19 protein-coding genes are annotated in these 20,050 nt (G+C 43.3%); 5 read left to right on the top strand and 14 right to left on the bottom strand.

Translation table 11 applies throughout. The features are described 5' to 3' along the window. Positions 1 to 281: 281 nt before the first annotated feature. From larAH6 to BUC50_RS06820, 7 genes are all read right to left on the bottom strand, one after another. Positions 282 to 1,589 carry a nickel-dependent malate racemase, LarAH6 family gene (gene larAH6 / locus BUC50_RS06850; protein WP_273312941.1) on the bottom strand — a complete coding sequence of 436 codons (1,308 nt, stop codon included), beginning with the start codon at positions 1,587 to 1,589 and terminating at the stop codon, positions 282 to 284. 3 nt (positions 1,590 to 1,592) lie between these two features. After that, a complete protein-coding gene (locus BUC50_RS06845; RefSeq protein ID WP_013048687.1) occupies positions 1,593 to 2,867 on the bottom strand; it encodes a TRAP transporter large permease in 1,275 nt (424 codons plus the stop codon). Positions 2,868 to 2,882: 15 nt separating this feature from the next. After that, positions 2,883 to 3,320 carry a TRAP transporter small permease gene (locus BUC50_RS06840; protein WP_286677266.1) on the bottom strand — a complete coding sequence of 146 codons (438 nt, stop codon included), beginning with the start codon at positions 3,318 to 3,320 and terminating at the stop codon, positions 2,883 to 2,885. 173 nt (positions 3,321 to 3,493) lie between these two features. Beyond that, a complete protein-coding gene (locus BUC50_RS06835) occupies positions 3,494 to 4,519 on the bottom strand; it encodes a TRAP transporter substrate-binding protein (RefSeq protein ID WP_013048689.1) in 1,026 nt (341 codons plus the stop codon). A 64-nt stretch (positions 4,520 to 4,583) separates the two neighbouring features. Beyond that, positions 4,584 to 5,834 carry a LeuA family protein gene (locus BUC50_RS06830; protein WP_013048690.1) on the bottom strand — a complete coding sequence of 417 codons (1,251 nt, stop codon included), beginning with the start codon at positions 5,832 to 5,834 and terminating at the stop codon, positions 4,584 to 4,586. A 30-nt stretch (positions 5,835 to 5,864) separates the two neighbouring features. Further along, complete coding sequence (locus BUC50_RS06825; RefSeq protein WP_083775829.1) at positions 5,865 to 6,830, bottom strand: C-terminal binding protein; 966 nt, start codon at positions 6,828 to 6,830, stop codon at positions 5,865 to 5,867. Positions 6,831 to 6,919: 89 nt separating this feature from the next. Continuing rightward, positions 6,920 to 7,624 carry a FadR/GntR family transcriptional regulator gene (locus BUC50_RS06820; RefSeq protein WP_286677265.1) on the bottom strand — a complete coding sequence of 235 codons (705 nt, stop codon included), beginning with the start codon at positions 7,622 to 7,624 and terminating at the stop codon, positions 6,920 to 6,922. A 196-nt stretch (positions 7,625 to 7,820) separates the two neighbouring features. Here BUC50_RS06820 and BUC50_RS06815 point away from each other — a divergent pair, with 196 nt between their 5' ends. Then, positions 7,821 to 8,900, top strand: coding sequence for a C45 family autoproteolytic acyltransferase/hydrolase (locus BUC50_RS06815; protein WP_013048693.1), 1,080 nt, complete (start codon positions 7,821 to 7,823; stop codon positions 8,898 to 8,900). Positions 8,901 to 8,997: 97 nt separating this feature from the next. On the opposite strand, the gene BUC50_RS06810 is transcribed toward BUC50_RS06815, so the two are convergent. Continuing rightward, positions 8,998 to 10,683 (bottom strand): SulP family inorganic anion transporter, encoded by a 1,686-nt coding sequence (locus BUC50_RS06810; RefSeq protein ID WP_286677264.1) that lies wholly within the window; start codon positions 10,681 to 10,683, stop codon positions 8,998 to 9,000. A 334-nt stretch (positions 10,684 to 11,017) separates the two neighbouring features. Between BUC50_RS06810 and BUC50_RS06805 the strand changes: the two genes are divergently transcribed. Genes BUC50_RS06805 through BUC50_RS06790 form a run of 4 tightly spaced genes read left to right on the top strand, consistent with a single transcriptional unit; the run spans position 11,018 to position 14,054 of the window. Then, entirely contained in the window at positions 11,018 to 11,590 is a 573-nt protein-coding gene (locus tag BUC50_RS06805; protein ID WP_013048694.1) for a 2-oxoacid:acceptor oxidoreductase family protein, read from the top strand. Continuing rightward, on the top strand, positions 11,587 to 11,913 hold the full coding sequence (locus tag BUC50_RS06800; protein WP_013048695.1) for a 4Fe-4S binding protein: 327 nt from the start codon (positions 11,587 to 11,589) through the stop codon (positions 11,911 to 11,913). The genes BUC50_RS06805 and BUC50_RS06800 overlap by 4 nt, the downstream gene beginning before the upstream one ends. A 16-nt stretch (positions 11,914 to 11,929) precedes the next feature. Continuing rightward, on the top strand, positions 11,930 to 13,096 hold the full coding sequence (gene porA / locus BUC50_RS06795; protein WP_013048696.1) for a 2-ketoisovalerate ferredoxin oxidoreductase subunit alpha: 1,167 nt from the start codon (positions 11,930 to 11,932) through the stop codon (positions 13,094 to 13,096). Between the two features lie 13 nt (positions 13,097 to 13,109). Beyond that, complete coding sequence (locus BUC50_RS06790) at positions 13,110 to 14,054, top strand: thiamine pyrophosphate-dependent enzyme (protein WP_273015318.1); 945 nt, start codon at positions 13,110 to 13,112, stop codon at positions 14,052 to 14,054. Between the two features lie 141 nt (positions 14,055 to 14,195). Here BUC50_RS06790 and BUC50_RS06785 read toward each other — a convergent pair whose 3' ends face one another. From BUC50_RS06785 to BUC50_RS06760, 6 genes are all read right to left on the bottom strand, one after another. After that, positions 14,196 to 15,116, bottom strand: a complete 921-nt coding sequence (locus tag BUC50_RS06785; RefSeq protein ID WP_013048698.1) for an isocitrate lyase/PEP mutase family protein — start codon at positions 15,114 to 15,116, stop codon at positions 14,196 to 14,198. 81 nt (positions 15,117 to 15,197) lie between these two features. Next, positions 15,198 to 16,079, bottom strand: a complete 882-nt coding sequence (locus BUC50_RS06780; RefSeq protein WP_013048699.1) for an isocitrate lyase/PEP mutase family protein — start codon at positions 16,077 to 16,079, stop codon at positions 15,198 to 15,200. 27 nt (positions 16,080 to 16,106) lie between these two features. Further along, positions 16,107 to 17,387 carry a TRAP transporter large permease gene (locus tag BUC50_RS06775; protein ID WP_013048700.1) on the bottom strand — a complete coding sequence of 427 codons (1,281 nt, stop codon included), beginning with the start codon at positions 17,385 to 17,387 and terminating at the stop codon, positions 16,107 to 16,109. After that, entirely contained in the window at positions 17,381 to 17,902 is a 522-nt protein-coding gene (locus BUC50_RS06770; RefSeq protein ID WP_013048701.1) for a TRAP transporter small permease subunit, read from the bottom strand. Before BUC50_RS06770 ends, BUC50_RS06775 begins: the two co-directional genes overlap by 7 nt. Before the next feature lie 246 nt (positions 17,903 to 18,148). After that, positions 18,149 to 19,141, bottom strand: a complete 993-nt coding sequence (locus BUC50_RS06765) for a DctP family TRAP transporter solute-binding subunit (protein ID WP_013048702.1) — start codon at positions 19,139 to 19,141, stop codon at positions 18,149 to 18,151. A 107-nt stretch (positions 19,142 to 19,248) separates the two neighbouring features. Beyond that, entirely contained in the window at positions 19,249 to 19,929 is a 681-nt protein-coding gene (locus BUC50_RS06760; protein WP_013048703.1) for a GntR family transcriptional regulator, read from the bottom strand. Between the last annotated feature and the right edge of the window lie 121 nt (positions 19,930 to 20,050).

The raw sequence follows: 20,050 nt of genomic DNA, 5'->3' as shown, positions 1-20,050 counted from the left end.
ATTGACGTTTAGGAGTTGGCGGCTGCTTTGACATCAAACAGTTTTCCAGATATGCCGTCTCATTATCGGCAAGGATGTATTCAGGTTTGCAACCGGGAGAGTATTCTCCCTGAGGGTTTCTGGAACGCGGGAACAACATAAACCATCTTGGAAAAAAACTTTAAAGAGTTTATAGCTCCTCAGCAAAAAAGGATGGAGTCTTCTGGTGAAACGAAAATCATAGAAGGCTACTCCAGCTCTTTAATAATGGCGTAAACCAGTGCGGAGTGATAGTAATAAAGCTACAACACTCCAATCATAGGGACAGTAAGACTCCCCACAGGCATAACCACACTGCTAAAAGAAAATCCATGTTTGTTTTTTACGAATGAAAGAGCTTCGTCGAGGTCATTGACTTTTTGAGCAAATAACATGGCTGTTTGCTGCTGATCAAAATTGGAAATCAGCAAAATCTCCTTATTCAAAGCAACGCGGGCAATACCAAACGCCTTGTGACCGCCTAAAACAAATTTTTGACGTATTTTCTCTATTACTTCCATTGGCGTACGAGACATCCTCAGAAAATTTTCAAAGGTTTCTTCTCCGAACCCCATGGGACATTCCGCTAACAAAACGATCGTTCCGCCCTTTTTTGTGATGCGGTCTGCATGGTCCAGAGCCTTTTGTGCCTGGTACATGTTTATGTCCCTGGGGAAACCCCCGCAAGAAACAAATGTCACATCTACTTCCTCTGGCAATGGAATCTCGTACATTTCCGCAGAAATTTTTACGCCTTCAAGCCATGCTTTTTCAAAGTCTCCCGCAACTACTTCAACTATTTCTTTTTGGCTGTTTGGAACTACATTAACAATAAAATCCAGACCTGCCAAACGAGCCCCTTCCACCATTTCAATGCTAAGGGGGTTTGTTTCCAACGGCGGCATGGAATCGAGCAGTTCCACCATTCTAGAATGATTTAATTCTATCGTTTCCCTTGAAGCCACTCCTGGCAGAATGGATTTTCTCCCTCCTGAAAAACCTGCAAAATAATGGGGAAGAATTACGCCAACTGAAATAAGAAGATCTGCTTCAAAAACCTCGCTATTGATGAAAATAGGAGTGCCGTAAGACGTCGCTCCAAGGTTTTTTACATTTTCGCTGTCACAATCATGAGAAATAAAACGGTACCTTTCAACAAGGTTTTCTCCGAATATTTGTTTGTTCTGCTCAACGGTGTGCGGTTCGTGTATCCCCGTAGCTACCAAAAAAGTGACCTGGTCTTCTTTCACACCTTCTCTGTGGAGTGTTTCAAGAATAGGGGGAAGAAGTATGTCATTTGGAGTGGGCCGGGTAAGATCATTTACCACAATAACAACCTTTTCAGGCTTTTTGTTTCGCACAATATGGGAAAGAGGCAGGGTTCCCAAAGGAGCCTTAAGTCTCTCACGCACTAATTGAATTGGAGATTTTACGCCTGGCCGTTCATTGGCGGTAATGATGTTAGCTTGAACAAGTTCCTCCATGTTTAAACACAGAGAACCCTTTCCATATTTTAATAACAAGTCTTTCGTCCCCCCTTCTTTATATTTTCCAGATTTCTTTTCTAACACCCTTTAAAAAAGAAGGCTCGGTAAAAAGGTAGTAATCGCCGGAACATAGGCCAAAATAAAAAGCCCTAAAACTAAAACAAGTAAAAATGGAATGACTTTTACTGTAATCTGACCTATAGAAATATCACTAATCGCACAAGTGGCAAAAAGAGAGATGCCAACAGGCGGAGTTGCCATTCCAATAGCCAGCGAAATAACTGTAACGACACCGAATTGAACCATATCGAAACCCAGCTGAGAAGCAATAGGTGCAAATATAGGAACCACAAGGAGTATAATTGCTGCCGTTTCCATAAATGTTCCGAGGATAAGATAGATTATGAGCATTAACGCATAAATTACTATGGGGTTAGTAGAGAAACCAAGAATAGCCGATGAAAAAAGCTGTGGAACTTGTTTAATCGTCATTAGCCACCCAAAAGGGTTGGCTGCGGCAATCAGAATCATGATCATTGCAGAATTGAGAGCGGCTTTATAAAAAATAGGCATAATATCTTTCCATGTCAGCTCTTTGTATATGAAGCAACTGACAAATAGGCCATAAACAACTGCTATAGCTGCGGATTCAGTTGGAGTAAAGATACCCGTCATAATGCCGCCAAGAATAATAACAGGCATTAAAAGCCCCCAGATGGCTTCTACAAAAGAGATTTTTCTTTCGGTCCATGATTTCTTTTCTTCCGTAGGGTACCCTAGCCTTTTTGACTGAATTCTGTTCATACCTAATAAAAGAAGGGAAAGAAAGATTCCTGGAATAATTCCTCCTATTAAAAGCTGTCCTACTGAAACATTCGCCACTGTGCCAAAAACGACCATAGTGATACTTGGAGGAATAATAACTCCAAGACAAGCAGCTGCCGCCACTACCGCTGAAGCGTAAGATTTATCATATCCCCGCTTCTCCATTTCCGGAATCGTCAAGCTACCCACAGCAGCGGCGGTAGCTGGCGTAGACCCGGAAATAGCAGCAAAAAAAGTACAGGCCACGATGGAAACGGCTGCCAATCCTCCCGTAATGTGTCCAACCAAAGTGCTAGCGAGAGATACTATGCGCTTTGACACGCCACCTCGCTCCATTATGGCGCCAGCTAACATAAAGAAAGGGATGGCTAACAAGGGGAAGGAATTCGCTCCGGCTACCATTCTCTGGGGAATAAGCACTATGGGCATACTTCCAGAAGCTATGAGACTCGCCAAGGATGCTATCCCCAAAGAAAAACCTATTGGGACATTGGCAATGAAACAAACAACAAGCGAAATAATTAAAGCAGATAACAAGGTTTTCCCCTCCCTCTACTCGACAATTTGACTGAAGTTTTTGCGCATTTGTTTTAGACAGTAATAAATATTTAAACAACCTGCAACAGGAATGGAAAGATACACCCAGAACATAGGCAGTCCCAGAGCAGGGGATGGCTGATTCTTCGTTGTTAGAGATATTTTCCAGCCGTAGTAAATGAGGTAGCCGGAAAAGACTATAAGGGCCGCATATACAAGAATCTCTACACTTTTCTGTATTTTAGAGGGAAGAAGGTTAACTACTACATCTATTCCTATATGAATTTTTTCTTCTATACCAATAGCTGCTGCTATGAAAGTACACCATATAAACAAAAACCGGACTAATTCTTCTGCCCATGATGGAGCATTATTAAAAACATAACGCATAACAACTTGGTAAAAGGTCAAAAAGGTGATGCCAATCATAAGAATGGCGAGAAACCATTTCACTAGGTAACTCATGCTAAAAGGGAGCCTTTGTTCTCTATGAGACATGGGAAACCACCTCGTAATATTCAGGAACATTGTTTTGACAACCATTTTAGATACAGTAAATAAAAGCGCGGTTAATTAGAAATCAGGGGACTGACACAGTAACGACAGCCCCCTATAAGTGAAATGTTTTACTTCGTGTTGTTGATCTTTTCTATAAGCTCTTTGCCGTAAGCTTCATCCCCGCCCCCTACAACACTGTAATAGGAGGGGTACAGTTTCGTCTGGGCTGTCTCGATGAAATCGGTTTTATCAACTTCATTGATCTCCATGCCTTTTTCTTTCAATACCGTTCTCATGGCTACTTCATACTTTGCCAGCTCTTCTCTCTGAATGTCACATGCGATCTTTGCACTCTCGGCAATAATTTTCTTATGTTCGTCGCTCAGAGTTTTCCACCAATTTTCGGAAGCAATATACTGCCTTGGGTAATAGAAGTGGCCGCTCAGAGAAAGATATTTCTGTACTTCATAGAATCTCTGGCTGAAAATAAGGTTAAGAGGGTTTTCCTGTCCATCAACAACACCTTGCTGAAGAGCCGTATAGAGTTCTCCAAAAGCCATGGGCACGGGAGATGCGCCAAAAGCAGCAAGAGTATCTATCATGACCTTGCTTTCCATAACACGAATCTTGAGTCCTTTAATGTCAGCCATGGTGTTAATAGGTCTTGCATTGTTTGTAAAATATCTGAAACCGCCGTCATTGTAGGCAAGGTGTCTAATGCCTACGCCTACATATTTCTCCTGTACCATCTGGCCAAGTTCGCCATCGAGCACCTTATGGGCATGGTCTATATCACGGAATATAAAGGGTAAATCCCAAAGCATTGCTTCTGGAACAAAACGCCCCATAGGGCCATTCTCAATGTCACCGATCTCAATGGTTCCCATTTGCACGCCTTCAACTATGGTTCTGGCGTCGCCAAGCTGGCCTGCAGGGTAAAGCTCTACCTTAAGGGTTCCGCCTGACTTTTCCTCTACCATTTCCTTAAACTTTGCACAAGCGATATTCTGGGGATCTTCCGGAATAGTATTACCGTTGTGGGCAAATTTGATAGTGATTGTTTTAGCTGCCTCTGCAGCTGTACCCACTGCAAAAACACATACGCAAATAACAAGTACTAAGACTGACAACATACTAATCCCTTTTTTAAACATTACTTCCTCCACCTCCAAGAAATAGTAAAAACGTAGTCCTTTGTACCGTGCTATTACCGTGCTATTACGCCTTATCAATAATGTTCCGTGCTATTTCCTCAAACTCCTGCTCAGTCAAAAGAGCGCTCTTTTCGAAAGCTTTTGCTTTTATGGCATTAACTATTTCCAGCTTCACATCAGCGTCTTTTACATCGAGTCCCAATTTATCAAGATAGATGTCAACAGTTGGAATGCCGCTCATCTTTCCAATAGTAACCTTTGCGTCTGGATGTCCTGTCAAACTGTAGAGATAAGGAGAAAGCTCAAGGGGAGCCTCATCATTGGCATTTTTAAACCATCCCGCCACAATTCCTGATTCAATGTCAGACACATTTTCGCCTACGATTCCCCTGTTCTGACGAACTTTAAGACCAGAAATACTCTGGAGATATTGAGAAAGTGGATAGAATTTATTGTACTTCAAACCTGTATCCACTCCGTACATGGTCAGAAGGGAGAGAGCCACATCTTCGTAAGGAGCGTTCCCCGCCCGCTCTCCGATGCCGGAGATAGTTGTATGGGCAATATCTGCTCCAGCTGCAAGGCCGGCAAGGGTATTCGCTGCACCAAGGCCAAAATCATCATGAAAATGGATGCCTATGGGTTTATCTGAAATTCGCTCTTTTACTTTCTTTATAAGGAAGGGGACGGCCTGGGGCATAAGCCCACCCATAGTATCTACTACTGTGAGTTCGTCCATATGGCCATTTTCTGCAATGAGCTCTATCAAATCGAGGTACTCATCGATGCCTGTTCTTGTTCCATCTATAGTGAAGAAAGAAACGTACATCCCATTATCACGAGCATAGAGGGTGGACTCTATGGATACGTCTATAGCCTTCTGAACTTCCCACCTATAGGCATATTTCAACAGATGATCACTTGTCGGAACTTCCATGACAATGCTCTTAACACCACAATCAAGAGCTCTTTTCACATCATCTTTCATACAGCGGGCGAAAGCAAAGATTTCTGGACCAAGGTTGCGCCTAACTATCTCTTTGATTGCCCCTTCATCTTGATCTGAAACTGCGGGCATACCAGCTTCTATTCTGTGAATACCTACTTCTGCCAGCTTTTCAGCTAAAGCAACTTTTTGATCTTTAGTGAAGATGAGCCCTGATTGCTGTTCACCGTCACGAAGGGAAACATCATGAAACTGAATTTTCTTAGAAAAGTCGAACCCCTTCCTTGCCTCTTCTGAAAAGTTCCAGGGGCTCGTGTACCATAGATCTGTCTTCCAAGGAGTGGGAGAATTGTTGAATTTTACTGTCATAGTCTTAGCTCCTCCTCATAAAAAGTATGATTAAAATTTATTTACCCAGTTTTTGGGATTATTGCCTGTCAATGCTCTTACTATTTCCTTGGCTGCCTTTCGTCTTAACTCTATTTCAGACTCATTTGAATAGAAAGCTGCGTGAGGGGTAAGAATGATGTTGTCCAGCCCGGCAAGAGCAAAAGGTGCCTCAGGAGGCTCTGTTTCCAGCACATCAAGGGCAGCTCCCGCTATACGCTTTTCAACTAAAGCCTGATAAAGATCTTTTTGATTTACAAGAGGCCCTCTCGAAGTATTAACAAAAAAAGTAGAAGGTTTCATAAGAGAAAGGGTTGATTCATTGATAAGATGATGTGTTTCTTCTGTAAGAGGCATATGAAGCGAGAAAAAATCAACAGTTGAAAAAATTTCTTCGATGCTTGCAACGCGCGTAATGCCCAGGGAGCTCAATCTCTCATCAGAGAGGTACGGATCGTACCCGTATATATCCATTCCAAAAGCCTGAGCTCTCGTGGCTACTTCTCTGCCTATGGCACCGCAGCCAAGAACTCCATATTTTTTCCCTCTCAAACGGGGAACCGGCTTCGCGAGTGTTACATCCCATTGGCCGCCTTTGACTTTCTGGTTGAGATAGGAAACCTTTCTTATCCCTGAAAGGAATAAGGCTATGGTATGATCTGCGACCTCTTCTATACAATAGTCAGGGACATTACATACCATAATCTTTTTTTCGGTAGCTGCATCCACATCTATATTGTTGACCCCTATTCCCGTTCGTACAATGATCCTGCACTTATCGAGCTTGCGAATCACCTCTTCGCCCACCGGTGCGTATACCACCAGCATTGCATCGCAATCATGCCCTTCAGTTATGAAAGCCGACGATGTTTTGTCAGAGGAAATTTGAAGTTGCGCGCCTATTTTAGCCAACTCCTCTTCTTCAATGACTGAGTCGGGGAAAATAGTATCTGTCATGAAAACCTTGAAATTAGCCAAAAGCATTGTCCCTCCTTCATCACAGCATTTTTTCTTTTACCCTACGACTAATACAAGTTTCCCTGTCCCACCTCCATTAACAACTGAGATCAATGTCTGCTAACAAGGTCCCTTATAGAACGTTCTATATCTTCCAAATGAGCGAGCATGGCTTTCTGTGCGTTATCTGCATCAAAAGAAAGAATGTAATAGAGTATTGAGGAGTGAAAATCCAATGCTCGCTTAATTTGTCCTTCACGCTCAATGACATACATATTTTCTGAAAGAGTTAAATCTCGGGTAGCATTCAACATTTCAACAAGCACCATGTTCTGGCTCATCTCTGCTATTTTTTCATGAAAAGCAAAATCCGCTTTCAAAAAAGGCTGTTCATCGTCTACAAGCGTCATCGCGTACTTATGCAGCTTTTTCAAGGCCTCTTTCTCTTCCTTAGAAGATCTTATCGTTGCAAGAGATACTGTTTCACACTCTATTATTTTTCTCGCTTCTACAAGTTCCCTTACAGAGCACTGCTTAAGAAGAAGAGAAATTTTAAAATGATCAGAGAGAAGTGAGATGTTTTCGGTCAGAAAAGTCCCCTCTCCGCTGTGGACTTCTAACACGCCCATATACCTGAGAGCTCTCATCGCCTCTCGTACAGATGCTCTGCTAACCCCAAAGCTCTCTGCCAAATCTCTTTCGGAGGGTAGTTTGTCTCCAGAAGAAATCTCTCCGTTAAGTATCTTTTGTTTAAAAGCCTCTACTATACTTTCTGTAACAGATTGTCGATTAATTTTTGTAAAAGAAATTCCCATCTCTACCACTCCTACAAATACGTGAATGACTTTTTAAAACATTTGAACTTCAATATTTTTTTAAAAATGCTATTATATTTATAAATTTCGTTAGTGGTAAGAGGTCAGACCACGAACTTGTATAAATTTACGCCACAAATTAATTATTGTCAAATGGGGGAATAAAAACACTATTTATATGGGGGGGTTACAGCCTATGACCAAAACTGGATATCCGTTTATACAGCTCGAGGGAAATCCTTTTGAGAGAGGAAGGATATACGGAAAAGAATGTTCCAATCTTATTCGAAAAAGCATTTCGAATTACTCTTTTATGTTTAAAACCTTTTCCGGAATGAGCTGGGAGGAGGCGAAAGAAAGAGCCAGAAGCTACATACCATTTATAGCAGAATACAGCCCACAGCTTATAGAAGAAATGAAAGGCATCGCTGAAGGGGCAATTTTGCATTTTGACGACATTGTCACCTTAAACTCCAGAAGCGAAATTGTTCTCGACAATACACTCGATGGGTGCACAGCCTTCGGAGTTTCTTCCTCCATTTCAAAAGATGGTGTTGCTTACGTGTGTCAAAACTGGGATTGGATTCGAAGACAGGGAGATACACTAGTCATTCTGCAAATTAAACAGGAAGAACCTCTGCCACAACTTTTATTGATTGCTGAAGCTGGCATTATAAGCGGCAAGGGGTTAAACTCCGCTGGTATCGGCGTTTGCTTCAACGCCCTTTCAACAGGCAAAGGGAAACCTGGAGTCCCTATTCATATTTTGCTGAGAGAGATTATGAGTTCCCCCACTTTAGGTGATGCTGTCGAAGCTGTAGCCAGAGCAGAACGGGCTAGCTCCGGGAATTTTTTAGTAGGGACTGCTGAGGGGGAAATTATAAACATTGAATCCGCCCCTTCAGATTTCGGGGTGCTCTACGCAGAAAAGGGATACCTGGCCCACACTAATCACTTTCTTTCTCCTAACATCATATGTAAAGAAAAAGACCATGGCAAAGTCATATTGCCAGACACCTTTCACAGGCTTGGCAGGATCAATGTGCTACTTAATGAAAAAGTTGATTCTGTAGACCAAAAGTTGTGCCAAAGATTTTTATCAGACCACAAAAATGCGCCTGATGCCATATGCAGGCACGAAGATCCTAGAGATCCAGAGGGTAAACAGCTGGCATCGGTATACTCTATCATAATGAATCTCATGGAGAGAACCTTATGGATCAGTGATAGCAACCCGTGCACGAGCGAATTTTGCTCATACAGTTTTAAAAAATAATACTGTTAACGGAGATCTAAATAAGGACAGGCTCGGTTGATTTTTACCGAACCTGTCCTTATTTATTTGAGAAATACCAATTAATTTGCTCCTAGACCTAATACCCCTTTGCGAGACCCAGCACTGCTCGGGCCCGCATTAAGGCCTCATCAATATCCTCGCAAAAATTTTCTGCCCCTACCTCTTCTATAAAGCCTGATCGTCTGAAGGCCCTTCTAGGCTGCGGCTGAACTCCTGAAAAAATAAGCTGCGTTTTTTCTTTCTGGCATCTATGATAAAGCTCTCGTAAAACATGAATAGCTGTCGCATCTATTGCTGAAACCTTTCTTGTTCGAATAATAAGTACAGGAACCGGTTTTTCCAGATTGCGCAGGGCATTTTTGAATTCATTAACCATGCCAAAGAAGAAGGGGCCGTTCACTTCAAAGACCTCTACTCCAACCGGCACTTTTCTTAAAGCTATGGCATTGGGATCATCTCCAAAATCCTCTTCTCCTCGTACTTCTTTGGTAATCATGCTCACATCGGTAATCTCCGACATTCTCCAGATAAAAAGAAGAGAAGCCATAACTACCCCAACCTGAACAGCCACTGTCAGGTCAACAAGAACTGTAAGGGCAAAGGTCAGAACCAAGACAAAAGCATCACTTTTCGGACCTTTAAAAATTGAAACAAAGTGATGAAGTTCGCTCATGTTGTAGCTGACCACGACAAGAATGCCCGCTAAAGCCGAAAGAGGAATAAGCTTGGCGATGGGAGCGCACAGCAAAAGCAGGAGGGCAAGGACAATGGAATGTATGATTCCGGCCACAGGAGTCTTAGCACCGCTTTTTACGTTTGTAGCCGTTCTGGCAATGGCGCCAGTGGCTGGAATGCCTCCAAATAAAACGCTGCCAATATTAGCAACACCCTGAGCTATAAGTTCTGCATTGGGCTTATGGCGCCCGCCTATCATTCCATCAGCTACTGTGGCAGATAAAAGAGACTCAATTGCCGCCAGCAAGGCAATAGTAAAGGCTGGTTTCACTAAAAGTCCGATTTGGGCAAGTTCGAACTTTGGTAATGAAGGAGCAGGCAACATGCGGGGCAAATCTCCGAAGCGGCTTCCTATTGTCGCCACATCCAAATGGAGAGCGGAAGCAAGAGCTGTTGCTGCAATCATGCCTATGAGCATGGCAGGCAGCTTGGGCCAAAAACGCCGCACCATCACAATTACAAGAATGGTTCCAAACCCTATTGCCACAGTTTGAGGATCAAAAGAACCCAGGTTCTTCAGATAAACTTGCCACTTCAGTAAAAACTCCGCTGGGACATTTTCAACATTGAGACCTAAAAGATCGCAAATCTGAGTGGAAAAAATGACTACTGCAATGCCCGTTGTAAAACCGGTAGTTACGGGGAAAGGAATAAATTTAATAAAACCGCCCATGCGAAACACACCAAACAATATGAGGAAAACTCCCGCTATAAGAGTGCAAAGTGCCAGCCCGGAATAACCATATTCAGTGGCGACGGCAGATACAAGCACTACAAAAGCACCGGTTGGACCACCTATCTGCACACTGCTCCCCCCAAGAGCAGAAATCAGAAAACCTGCTACAATAGCTGTAAACAAGCCTCTCTCAGGAGGCAACCCGCTAGCAATTGCAAAAGCCATAGCCAGCGGAAGGGCCACAATGCCAACAGTAATTCCCGCAAAAAGATCGGCAACAGCCTTCTCGCGAGAGTATTGCTTCAATTCACTCAAGAGCTTCGGCGTATACACATCAATCTTCCTTTTCATTTAAATAGATTTGGCCTTCTGGAATAAGCGGTAGGCAGGGCACAGGCCCAAATAAAAGCCACTATCAGTTTAACATCAACAGCGCCAAAATCAATGGTAATTTCTAAAAAAGACATGTTTATTTGTCTTAAATCTAAATTGTTCTGTCAAATTTCTTTTTATATTAACTACCGCCCGGAACCACTTGCCTATACACAGACCGACATTTGTTTTTAAGAGAAACACAGCACGAAATTATCATTATCTGATAATACTTTTTTATTACTTGAGTTGACGCAATCAAATTGCCATACTAAACTCTATTTTATGAATACTTGAAAGGAGTGATGCAGTAATGCCTCAGGCCATTGAGATCAGGTGGCATGGACGAGGAGGCCAGGGAGCCAAGTCTGGCTCAGCCATACTCTCCGAGGTGTTGTTCGGGGCCGGGAAATTTGTGCAGTCCTTTCCCGAGTACGGGGCGGAACGCCAGGGAGCACCCATGAAAGCTTATAACCGGGTGTCTGACCAGCCTATCCGCAAACGCTGCGGTGTACAGAATCCTAACGTGGTAGCAGTCATAGACCCAACATTGCTCGATGCTGCCCGCCCAACCGAAGGATGTGATAATAACACAATCTACCTTATCAACACCCCCATGTCTCCAGCTGATATTAAGAAGAAACTCGGCCTTCCAGATGCAGTCAAGGTTATCACTATCGATGCAACCAAGATCACCCTGGAGGAGTTTGGTCAAAACCGCCCCAACGCTCCTATGCTTGGAACCTTTGCTCATATCTTTACAGAGGTTCCCATTCAAGCATTCGTTGAACACTTCGCGCACAAAATGGCTAAATTGCCTGAAAAGGTACTATCCGCCAATCTCCGAGCCATCCGGAGGGGCTATGAGGAGGTACAGATCGGATGAGCGGCTGCAAGAATTGGAAAGAGATGAAGGATGTAGGCAAACCCAAAAAATGGCAGGATGTTCCCATGGGAGGAATTGCTTACGGAGCTTCGGCCGAAAACGTTGAAACTGGCCAATGGAGAAGCATTCGTCCCGTATGGAATGAAGATGAGTGTATATCATGCATGCTTTGCTGGGTTCAGTGCCCGGACCGTTCCATTACAACCGATGAAAATGGAAAAGTAACGGGTGTCGACTACTTCTACTGTAAGGGCTGCGGAATTTGCGCCCAGGTGTGCCCCAAAAAGGCCATAGAGATGCGGCCTGAGGCCGAGTTTGCGTAGAAGGGAGCAGAAGAAGATGCCTCGTAAAGAAATTACATCAGGAAACTGGGCTTTTGCTGAAGCAATGCGCCAGATAAATCCGGACGTCGTTGCGGCATATCCCATCACGCCTTCAACAGATATCATCATGAAATTCGCAGAATTTGTAGCCAACGGCGAGGTCGACACAAACTTTGTTACAGTAGAAAGTGAGCACTCTGCCATCACTGCCTGTGTAACGGCCTCAGCTGCGGGAGCTCGTGTCATGACAGCTTCAAGCGCAAATGGCGTAGCGCTCATGCACGAAATATTCCCTATTGCGGGTTGCTTCAGAACCCCCATAGTCTTTGGGCTAGTGAACAGAAGCGTAGGAGCCCCCATAAATATCCACTGCGACCACAGCGATAGCATGGCCCAACGGGATTATGGGTGGATACACCTATACTGCGAAGATGCTCAGGAAGTATACGATTCAGCCTTTATGGCCATACGGCTCAGTGAGAACAATGATGTTCTTACTCCCGTATTTGTCTGCCAGGACGGCTTTATTACCAGCCATGGTTTCGAACCTGTGGAGTACCTGGACGATGAAACTGTAAAGAAATTCATTGGAGAACGGACCCCCATAAACCCATTGCTTGATATTGAAAATCCAGTAACATACGGATCCTTTGCCATGTCCGAGTATTATTTTGAGATCAAGCGTCAGCAGATCGAAGCAAACAAAAAAGCCCTTGAGCTTTATGACGGAATTGCAAAGGAATATGAAGCCATATCTGGCCGCTACTACCCCATGATCGACTGCTACAAAACCGATGATGCCGATTACGTAATTGTTGTCATGTCCTCTGCATCAGGAGCAGTGAAAGATGTGGTAGATGAAATGAGGGAAAAGGGACACAAGGTAGGGTGCCTTCGTATTCGCATGTTCCGCCCCTTCCCCACTGAAGCAATAGCTGCTGCCCTTAAGGGTAAAAAAGCGGTTGCTGTTCTTGACAGAAGCCTGAGCTTAGGCGGAACCGCGCCACTTGCGGCAGAGGTCAGAAGCGCCCTCTACGCTGCCGGAGAATTAATCCCCACCAACAGCTGCATATATGGCCTTGGCGGAAGGGATTTCTTCCCACAGTATGCTGAGAATATCTTTATGGACCTCATAAATGGCAACATTTCGCCCGAAGAGCACTACATCGGCCTTCTAGAATAGGGGGATAACGAAGATGAGTATAAGAATAAAAGATGTTGTTCATAAAAAAAGCCCTATGACACAGGGACACCGCATGTGCCCTGGTTGCGGAGCCCCTACGGCTGTACACCAGGGACTCATGGGAGTAGATTTCCCCCTCGTAGTGGTTAACGCTACTGGATGCCTTGAGGTTTCTACAACTGTGTACCCCTTTAGCGCCTGGCGCGTGCCATGGATTCACACGGCTTTTGAAAATGCCGGAGCTGGAGTTTCTGGCGTAGAAGCAGCCTATCAGGCTCTGAAGAAGAGAGGGAAAATAGACAAAGAGATCAAGTTCGTCGCTTTTGGCGGCGATGGCGGAACCTACGATATTGGACTTCAGTCCCTTTCAGGTGCCCTCGAAAGAGGTCATGACTTTACCTACATTTGCTACAACAACCAGGGGTATATGAACACTGGAGCCCAGCGAAGCAGCGCCACGCCTCGAGGAGCCAATGCCACCACTTCTCCAGCAGGCAGCGTCATTCCCGGCAAACTGCAAAAGCCCAAAGATCTTACAAGCATCGCAGCGGCCCACCATGTCCCTTACGTGGCTCAGACAACGTTGTTCAATCACATGGATGTAGCCGCCAAGGTTAAGAGGGCTATTGAAACTCCAGGACCAGCTTTTGTAAATATTCTTGTTCCATGTGTTCTTTTCTGGAGAATCGATCCCGCCCTTCAGGGAGATATCTGCAAAAAAGCCGCTGATACTCGTTTCTGGCCCATTTATGAGGTTATTGACGGAGAATGGAAACTCTCATACAAGCCTAAAAAACGGGTACCTGTAGAGGAATTCCTGAAACCTCAGGGACGATATTCCCACCTCTTTAAAGGTGAGAAGACCAAAGCCCTTCTAGAACAGGCCCAAGCCGATATAGAGAAGGACTGGGAGTACATCCTCGACCGCTGCAAAGAAACCTGGGAACCTCAGGATTAGCTAATATTTCCATACAAAAAAGAAGCAATCTGATTTAACGTAAGAGCCCAGCCGCTGTTAATCGGTTGGGCTCTTTAACTTGCTCCCTGGGCTGCTCAAGCCTTTGGCTTAGCTCAATTGATTCCTTTAAACAAGGGCCTCTTATCCTACTATCTTCTCTTTGCCGTGGTATTTTTCCTCAATTACACTTTTAGGAAGATACTCTTCTTCCATTTTTCTGATATACTCAAGGTTAACCACTTCTGCAAATTCCCTAAACGATATAAGTTTATCAAGGTATCGATCGGATACTCCTTTTTCTTTGATTTCACTCATCACATCAAACATACCCTTTGCTGCTGAATAAAGGGTAGAAAGAGCAGGTACAACCCATTTATACCCCATCTCCTCTGCTTCCTCTATTGGGATGAGGGGTGTTTTGCCTCCTTCTATGAGGTTAAGCATTAGAGGAATGCCCCTAAGCTCTACGGCCGTTTTCTCGATCTGGTCGCGTGTTTCCAGGGCTTCAACAAACACCATATCCACTCCAAAATCAGCGGCTCTCTTAGCTCTGGTAAGTGCATCTTGGTACCCATTAACTGCAATGGCATCTGTCCGGTATATAATCACAAAATCGGGATCAAGATCCTTTTTTGCATCCATGGCAGCCCGGAGCTTGCCCTCCATTTCTTCATACGAGATCACTTGTTTGCCTTCCATGTGTCCACATCTTTTTGGGGCAACCTGATCCTCCATAAAAAGCCCTGCCGCCCCTGCTGCTATATACTCCTGTACCGTACGATAGGCATTGATGGCATTTCCAAAACCATTATCAGAATCACCAACCACAGGAATATTGACAGCTCTTGCTATGGCTCTGACCTGAGAAGTCATTTCGGAAAGAGTGAGAAGTCCAATGTCAGGCTGTCCCAATGTCGCAGCAGCTGTACCGTATCCCGAATGCTGAAGAGCTTCAAATCCAACCATTTCACATATTCTGGCACTTAGCGAATCATAGACCCCTGGTGCTAAAATAGCCCGAGATTCCTTAAGCCTCTTTCTGAGTAATGTTGATTTTTTCATGGCTACTCCTCCATCCAGTTGATTTTTTCGTAGCTAATCCTCAAAAGTTGAGCAATCACCCAGAAGATTAATTGTCCGCTGCTATTTCCCTTCGGTGGAGTATCGTTTCTCTATTTCACAAATAGCAGGTAATCCGATAAGTTTGTTGAACTCTTCAAAGGCTATCATCTTATCTACTATATTTCCCGTAGACCCCGTTTCTTTAAGGACTTTCATTACTTCTGACACTGCCTTTGCTATGACATAGGTAGAGGTCACAGGGAAAATTACCAGATCATAACCTATTTCTTCGAGCGCAGATACTGGAAGAAATGGGGTACGGCCATGTTCCACCATATTAGCGAGAACAGGAACAGAAAAACTGGAAGTAATTTGTTTCATTTCCTCTTCTGTTTCAGGAGATTCAATAAAAATAATATCTGCGCCAGCTTCTTCGTAGGCTTTGCCTCTTTCTATCGCTTCTTTGATGCCAAAACTGGTTCTGGCATCAGTTCGAGCCATAATCAAAAGCTCATCATCCTGTCTGGCGTCACAGGCTGCTTTTATCTTTCCTGTCATCTCTTCAATTGATATTATCTCCCTACCCAGCATATGACCACACTTCTTGGGTGCTACCTGGTCTTCCAACTGCAGGCATGCAACACCAGCTTTTTCATATTCCCTTACAGTTCTGGTCACATTCACGGCATTGCCATAACCTGTATCCGCATCTGCTATGACTGGGATATCCACAGCATCTACAAGTCGAGATGCCCTTGCCGCCATCTCGGTTAAGGTAAGTAATCCCACATCAGGTTTGCCCAACATGCTCGCAGAAGTTCCGTAACCCGTCATATAGAGAGCATTAAAACCCTCTATTTCAACTATCCTGGCAGTTAGTCCATCATGTACACCAGGAACTACTAATATTTCTTTTCTGGAAAGAAGTTTCCTCAATCTGATTCTGCTATTTTCCTTTTTCAAAACTACATCACCTGTCCACTTCCTGACTTAATGCATTATTGATGGCAACCAGAGACTCATTTGCGGGAATGCTATAGAAAGTAGCAACATGAATGCCATGAGTATGATGAAGGGCCATACTCCCTGGATGATGTCTGACATGCAGATGTCATCGCGCAGACCATTTATAACGTAAAGATTCATCCCTACGGGAGGTGTTATCAATGCCATGGTCATGTTTATGGTGAGGATAACAGCATACCAGATTGGGTCAATATTCAAAGCAAAGAGAATGGGAGTGACCAAAGGCATGGTAAGTAAAATGATAGAAACTGTTTCAAGTATCATCCCTAGTACTATCATAAACAGGTTCATAGCGAGAATGAACATAAGAGGCGACAAATTGTTCTCTATAATTAACTGAGTCAATTTTTGCGGTATCATAAGCATTGTCATGACCTTACCAAAGAGGACTGCTGCAGCAATTATGACTGCAATCATACAGGAAGTACCCACCGATTTCAGACAGATTTCGGGTAGTTCCTTCAATTTTATAGTTTTGTAAATCACTACGGTAATGATAAGGCTGTAGATTAAACCTACTGATGCAGCTTCGGTGGGGGTAAAAATCCCACTATAGATACCACCGATGATAAGTATCGGAAGAAAAATTCCCCAGATATTCTTTCGAGTTACCGCTAATCTTTCAGGCCAGCTGGTTCTCTCCATGGGAGTAAAGCCTCCCCTCATGCTTTTTATTACAGCATAAATAACAAAAATGGCGGTCAGCACGAGCCCAGGTATCACTCCTGCAATGAAAAGCTTTCCCACAGATTCCTCAGTAATTGCACCATAGAGAATCATAGGAATACTTGGGGGGATCAGAATACCCAGTGTTCCCCCGGCAGCAAGAAGTCCCAAAGTAAATTTTTTATCGTACCCTCTCTCTATCATTGCTGGATATGCCACCATTCCAATGGTAGCAGCTGTTGCTGCACCTGACCCTGTTATGGCTGAAAAGAAAGCACAGGCAAGGATAGTGGCAACGGCAAGTCCCCCAGGAAGATGTCTGACCCAGGCATTCATTACTTCAAAAAGGTCATCTCCGACCCTTCCATCCAAAAGAATTTGGCTCATCAGAATAAACAAAGGTATGGACAAAAGGGTAAAGCTTTCCATGCCTGAAAACATTGTAGTTCCAACAATCTTGGTAGGAAGACTATAAAGAAATATAAGCAAAACAGAAGTAGAGCCCAGAGAGAAAGCAACAGGAAGTCCCATAAAAAGAATTATAAGAAGAAGGCCTATAACCAAGAGGAAATTTAGCATTGATTTTCCCCCTCCTTTTTTTCATGTCCGCTAAAGGTAGGAAATTTAGCGCCTAAGATTATTATGAACTGAAGAGTGAGAAGGCCGAATCCCACAGGAAGGGCAAGTTGAGGAATCCACAGTGGAACTCTCAGCGGCGTCGCTGACAACTTATTATATTTAAGCGTAACCTTCAACATTTCAAAACCCTGTAATGTTACATAAGCAGAAAAGAGCATTCCCATGATACTAGTAAAGAATTCAAGGTAATTTTGAGTCTTTTCTGAAAATCTAATGACTAAGAGATCTATCCGTACATGTTTGCCTACTTGCAGCGTATAGGCAGCACCTGCTAACATAGTCCACATGAAGATAAAAACTGATATTTCTTGTGCCCAAATAGTTGGTGAGTTGAAGACGTACCTTGCTACAACTTCATAAAAAAGGATGATCCCCATTAGCAGAATACCTAAACCGCTGCTGTATCCAATCAGGAGATTTAACCTTTCTGCAAGTTTTTTTAAAGATGAGAACAAGACTACTCCCCCCGTCTTACTGAAAATAATTTTCTGAAAAACAAAAACACCATTGAACCTTTGGATGTCAAGAATTTCTCAACCTAACAAACTTGATCTTAATACTCTATTAAATTCAAGTTCCCCTCATTTTTACAAATAAAAGGTAGAACATTATGTTTTAGTGAAGGGAGAAGGTTGTGCACCCTTCTCCCTTCACTAAAATGATGCTAAAGTTTTTACTTTAAAAATTTATTTTCGTTGCTGTTAGTCAAGGGATGCTACGATTTCCATGAGTTTTTTACCGACTTCGCCAGTTTCCTTAACAAAGGCATCCCTTACAGGCTCTGTCGCTTTCATGAAAACTGCTCTTTCCTCATCATTGAGCTCGTAAATCTGAACTCCACCATCTTTAATAACGTTATAGGCTTTCTCTTCAGCTGCAGTTATTGATCCACGGATAAATGTGGCCGCATCTTCCCCGGCTTTAAGGAGAACTTCCTTTTCTTCATCCTTAAGTGAATCCCACCATTCCAAGTTCGCCTGGACGAAAAACTGGGCAGTAGTATAGTTCGCAAGGGTCATATACTTCTGAACTTCAAATATTTTTCTTGAAACAGCAGCAGGCATTCCTGTGGTGGCACCATCAACGGTGCCTCTCTGAAGAGCCATATACATTTCAGAAGAGCTCATCACTGCGGGGATACCGCCCAGAGCCTTTACTGTATCAGCTGTCCCCTTGCTAAAGGTTCTTATTTTAAGACCAGCAAAATCAGCAGGTTTCGCTAGTGGACGCTTGCTGTTATAGAATTGGACAAGACCGTAATCTACCCAAAAAACAACCTTTGCTCCCTTGCCCATAAATTCATTGTCAAGAATATCTCCTGCACCGCTCTCTATGAACTTTTTGGGGGAGTCAAGATCTTTGAAAATGAAGGGCATCTCAAAAACATCAGCTGCGAGAACCATCCCTGACCACTTGTTGACTGGTACCAAGGCCAGCTCAACAAGTCCTTCTTGAACAGCTTCTACGATCTCAGTATCCTTAAAAAGCTGTGCTGAGTGAAAAACCTCGACTTTCATTTTTCCATTGGAGTACTCTGCAACTTTCTGGGCAAAGCAATCCATACCCTCGGAGATGAAGTGTGATGGTGGAAGCTGGTTGGAAAGTCTCCATGCCGCCGCCATTGCTGGAAAAGCACAAAAAGTCATAATTAGTGCTACTACAATAGCTGTTGAAAAAAATCTCCCAAGTTTCATTTTCCTTACACCTCCATTATTTTATTCCTTGTTCAAAATAGCGATACTCTCCTATAACATATGAACTCTTGTTAACTGCCAATATCTTTCGACGTTCGCAAACAAAATTAACCTTTGGATTTAATGTTTTCTATCCTTCTTGCAAAAAGACTCCAGGATCTGCTCTCATTAAGTTTTTCGAGCTCCCCACTTTTTAAGAATTCCAAGATTTTATAATGATTACGAGCAGCTTCCTCAAGGTTTTTTTCATTGCTAAGATCGTCAAGCATTCCCAATTCCAGCTGATGATACAAGTCAGACAGAATATTCATTGTCCGAGGGCGTTCTGCTTTGAGCCATGTGAAGTAATGGAACTCTATATCTTTTTTAAAAAAGGCCAAAACCTTTTCATCAGGTGTCATCTCAGATCGTGCTATTTTCACCATTTGGTCAATGAGCCATGAGAGATAACTGAAATCCGATTCTTTCAGAAGTTCTTTTTTAACCAAAGCCTCATATATGCTCCCTTCCAAAAGGTAACGCAAGCCATAAATCTCTTCCATTTCTTCCACGGAAAAAGCACTGACAAAGGCTCCTCTTCGAGGAATGGTGGTTACCAGACCATGACTCTCGAGACGACGAAGAGCCTCCCTTACCGGAGCTCGGCTAATATTAAATTTTTCTGCGATTTTGGACTCAACTATCTTGTCCCCCTTTTTATACTTCTTTGAGACAAGAATTTGATTTCTTATGTAATTCACCACTTGAGATGTAATCGTTTCATCAGAACCGCATTTTTTATTGACCATATAATTTCTACTCCTTACAAGCCTCGATATAATTACAATTAGTCGACAGTTAACTACTATTATGTTTAATATACAGCAATAAGGGATCCTTTGCAACTAGGGCTAAAAAGCGCTTTTATAA

The sequence above is a fragment of the Aminobacterium sp. EBM-42 genome, assembly GCF_001896635.1.
In the GTDB taxonomy this organism is placed as follows: Bacteria; Synergistota; Synergistia; order Synergistales; family Aminobacteriaceae; genus Aminobacterium; species Aminobacterium colombiense.
This window is presented reverse-complemented; position numbering and strand designations above follow the sequence as displayed.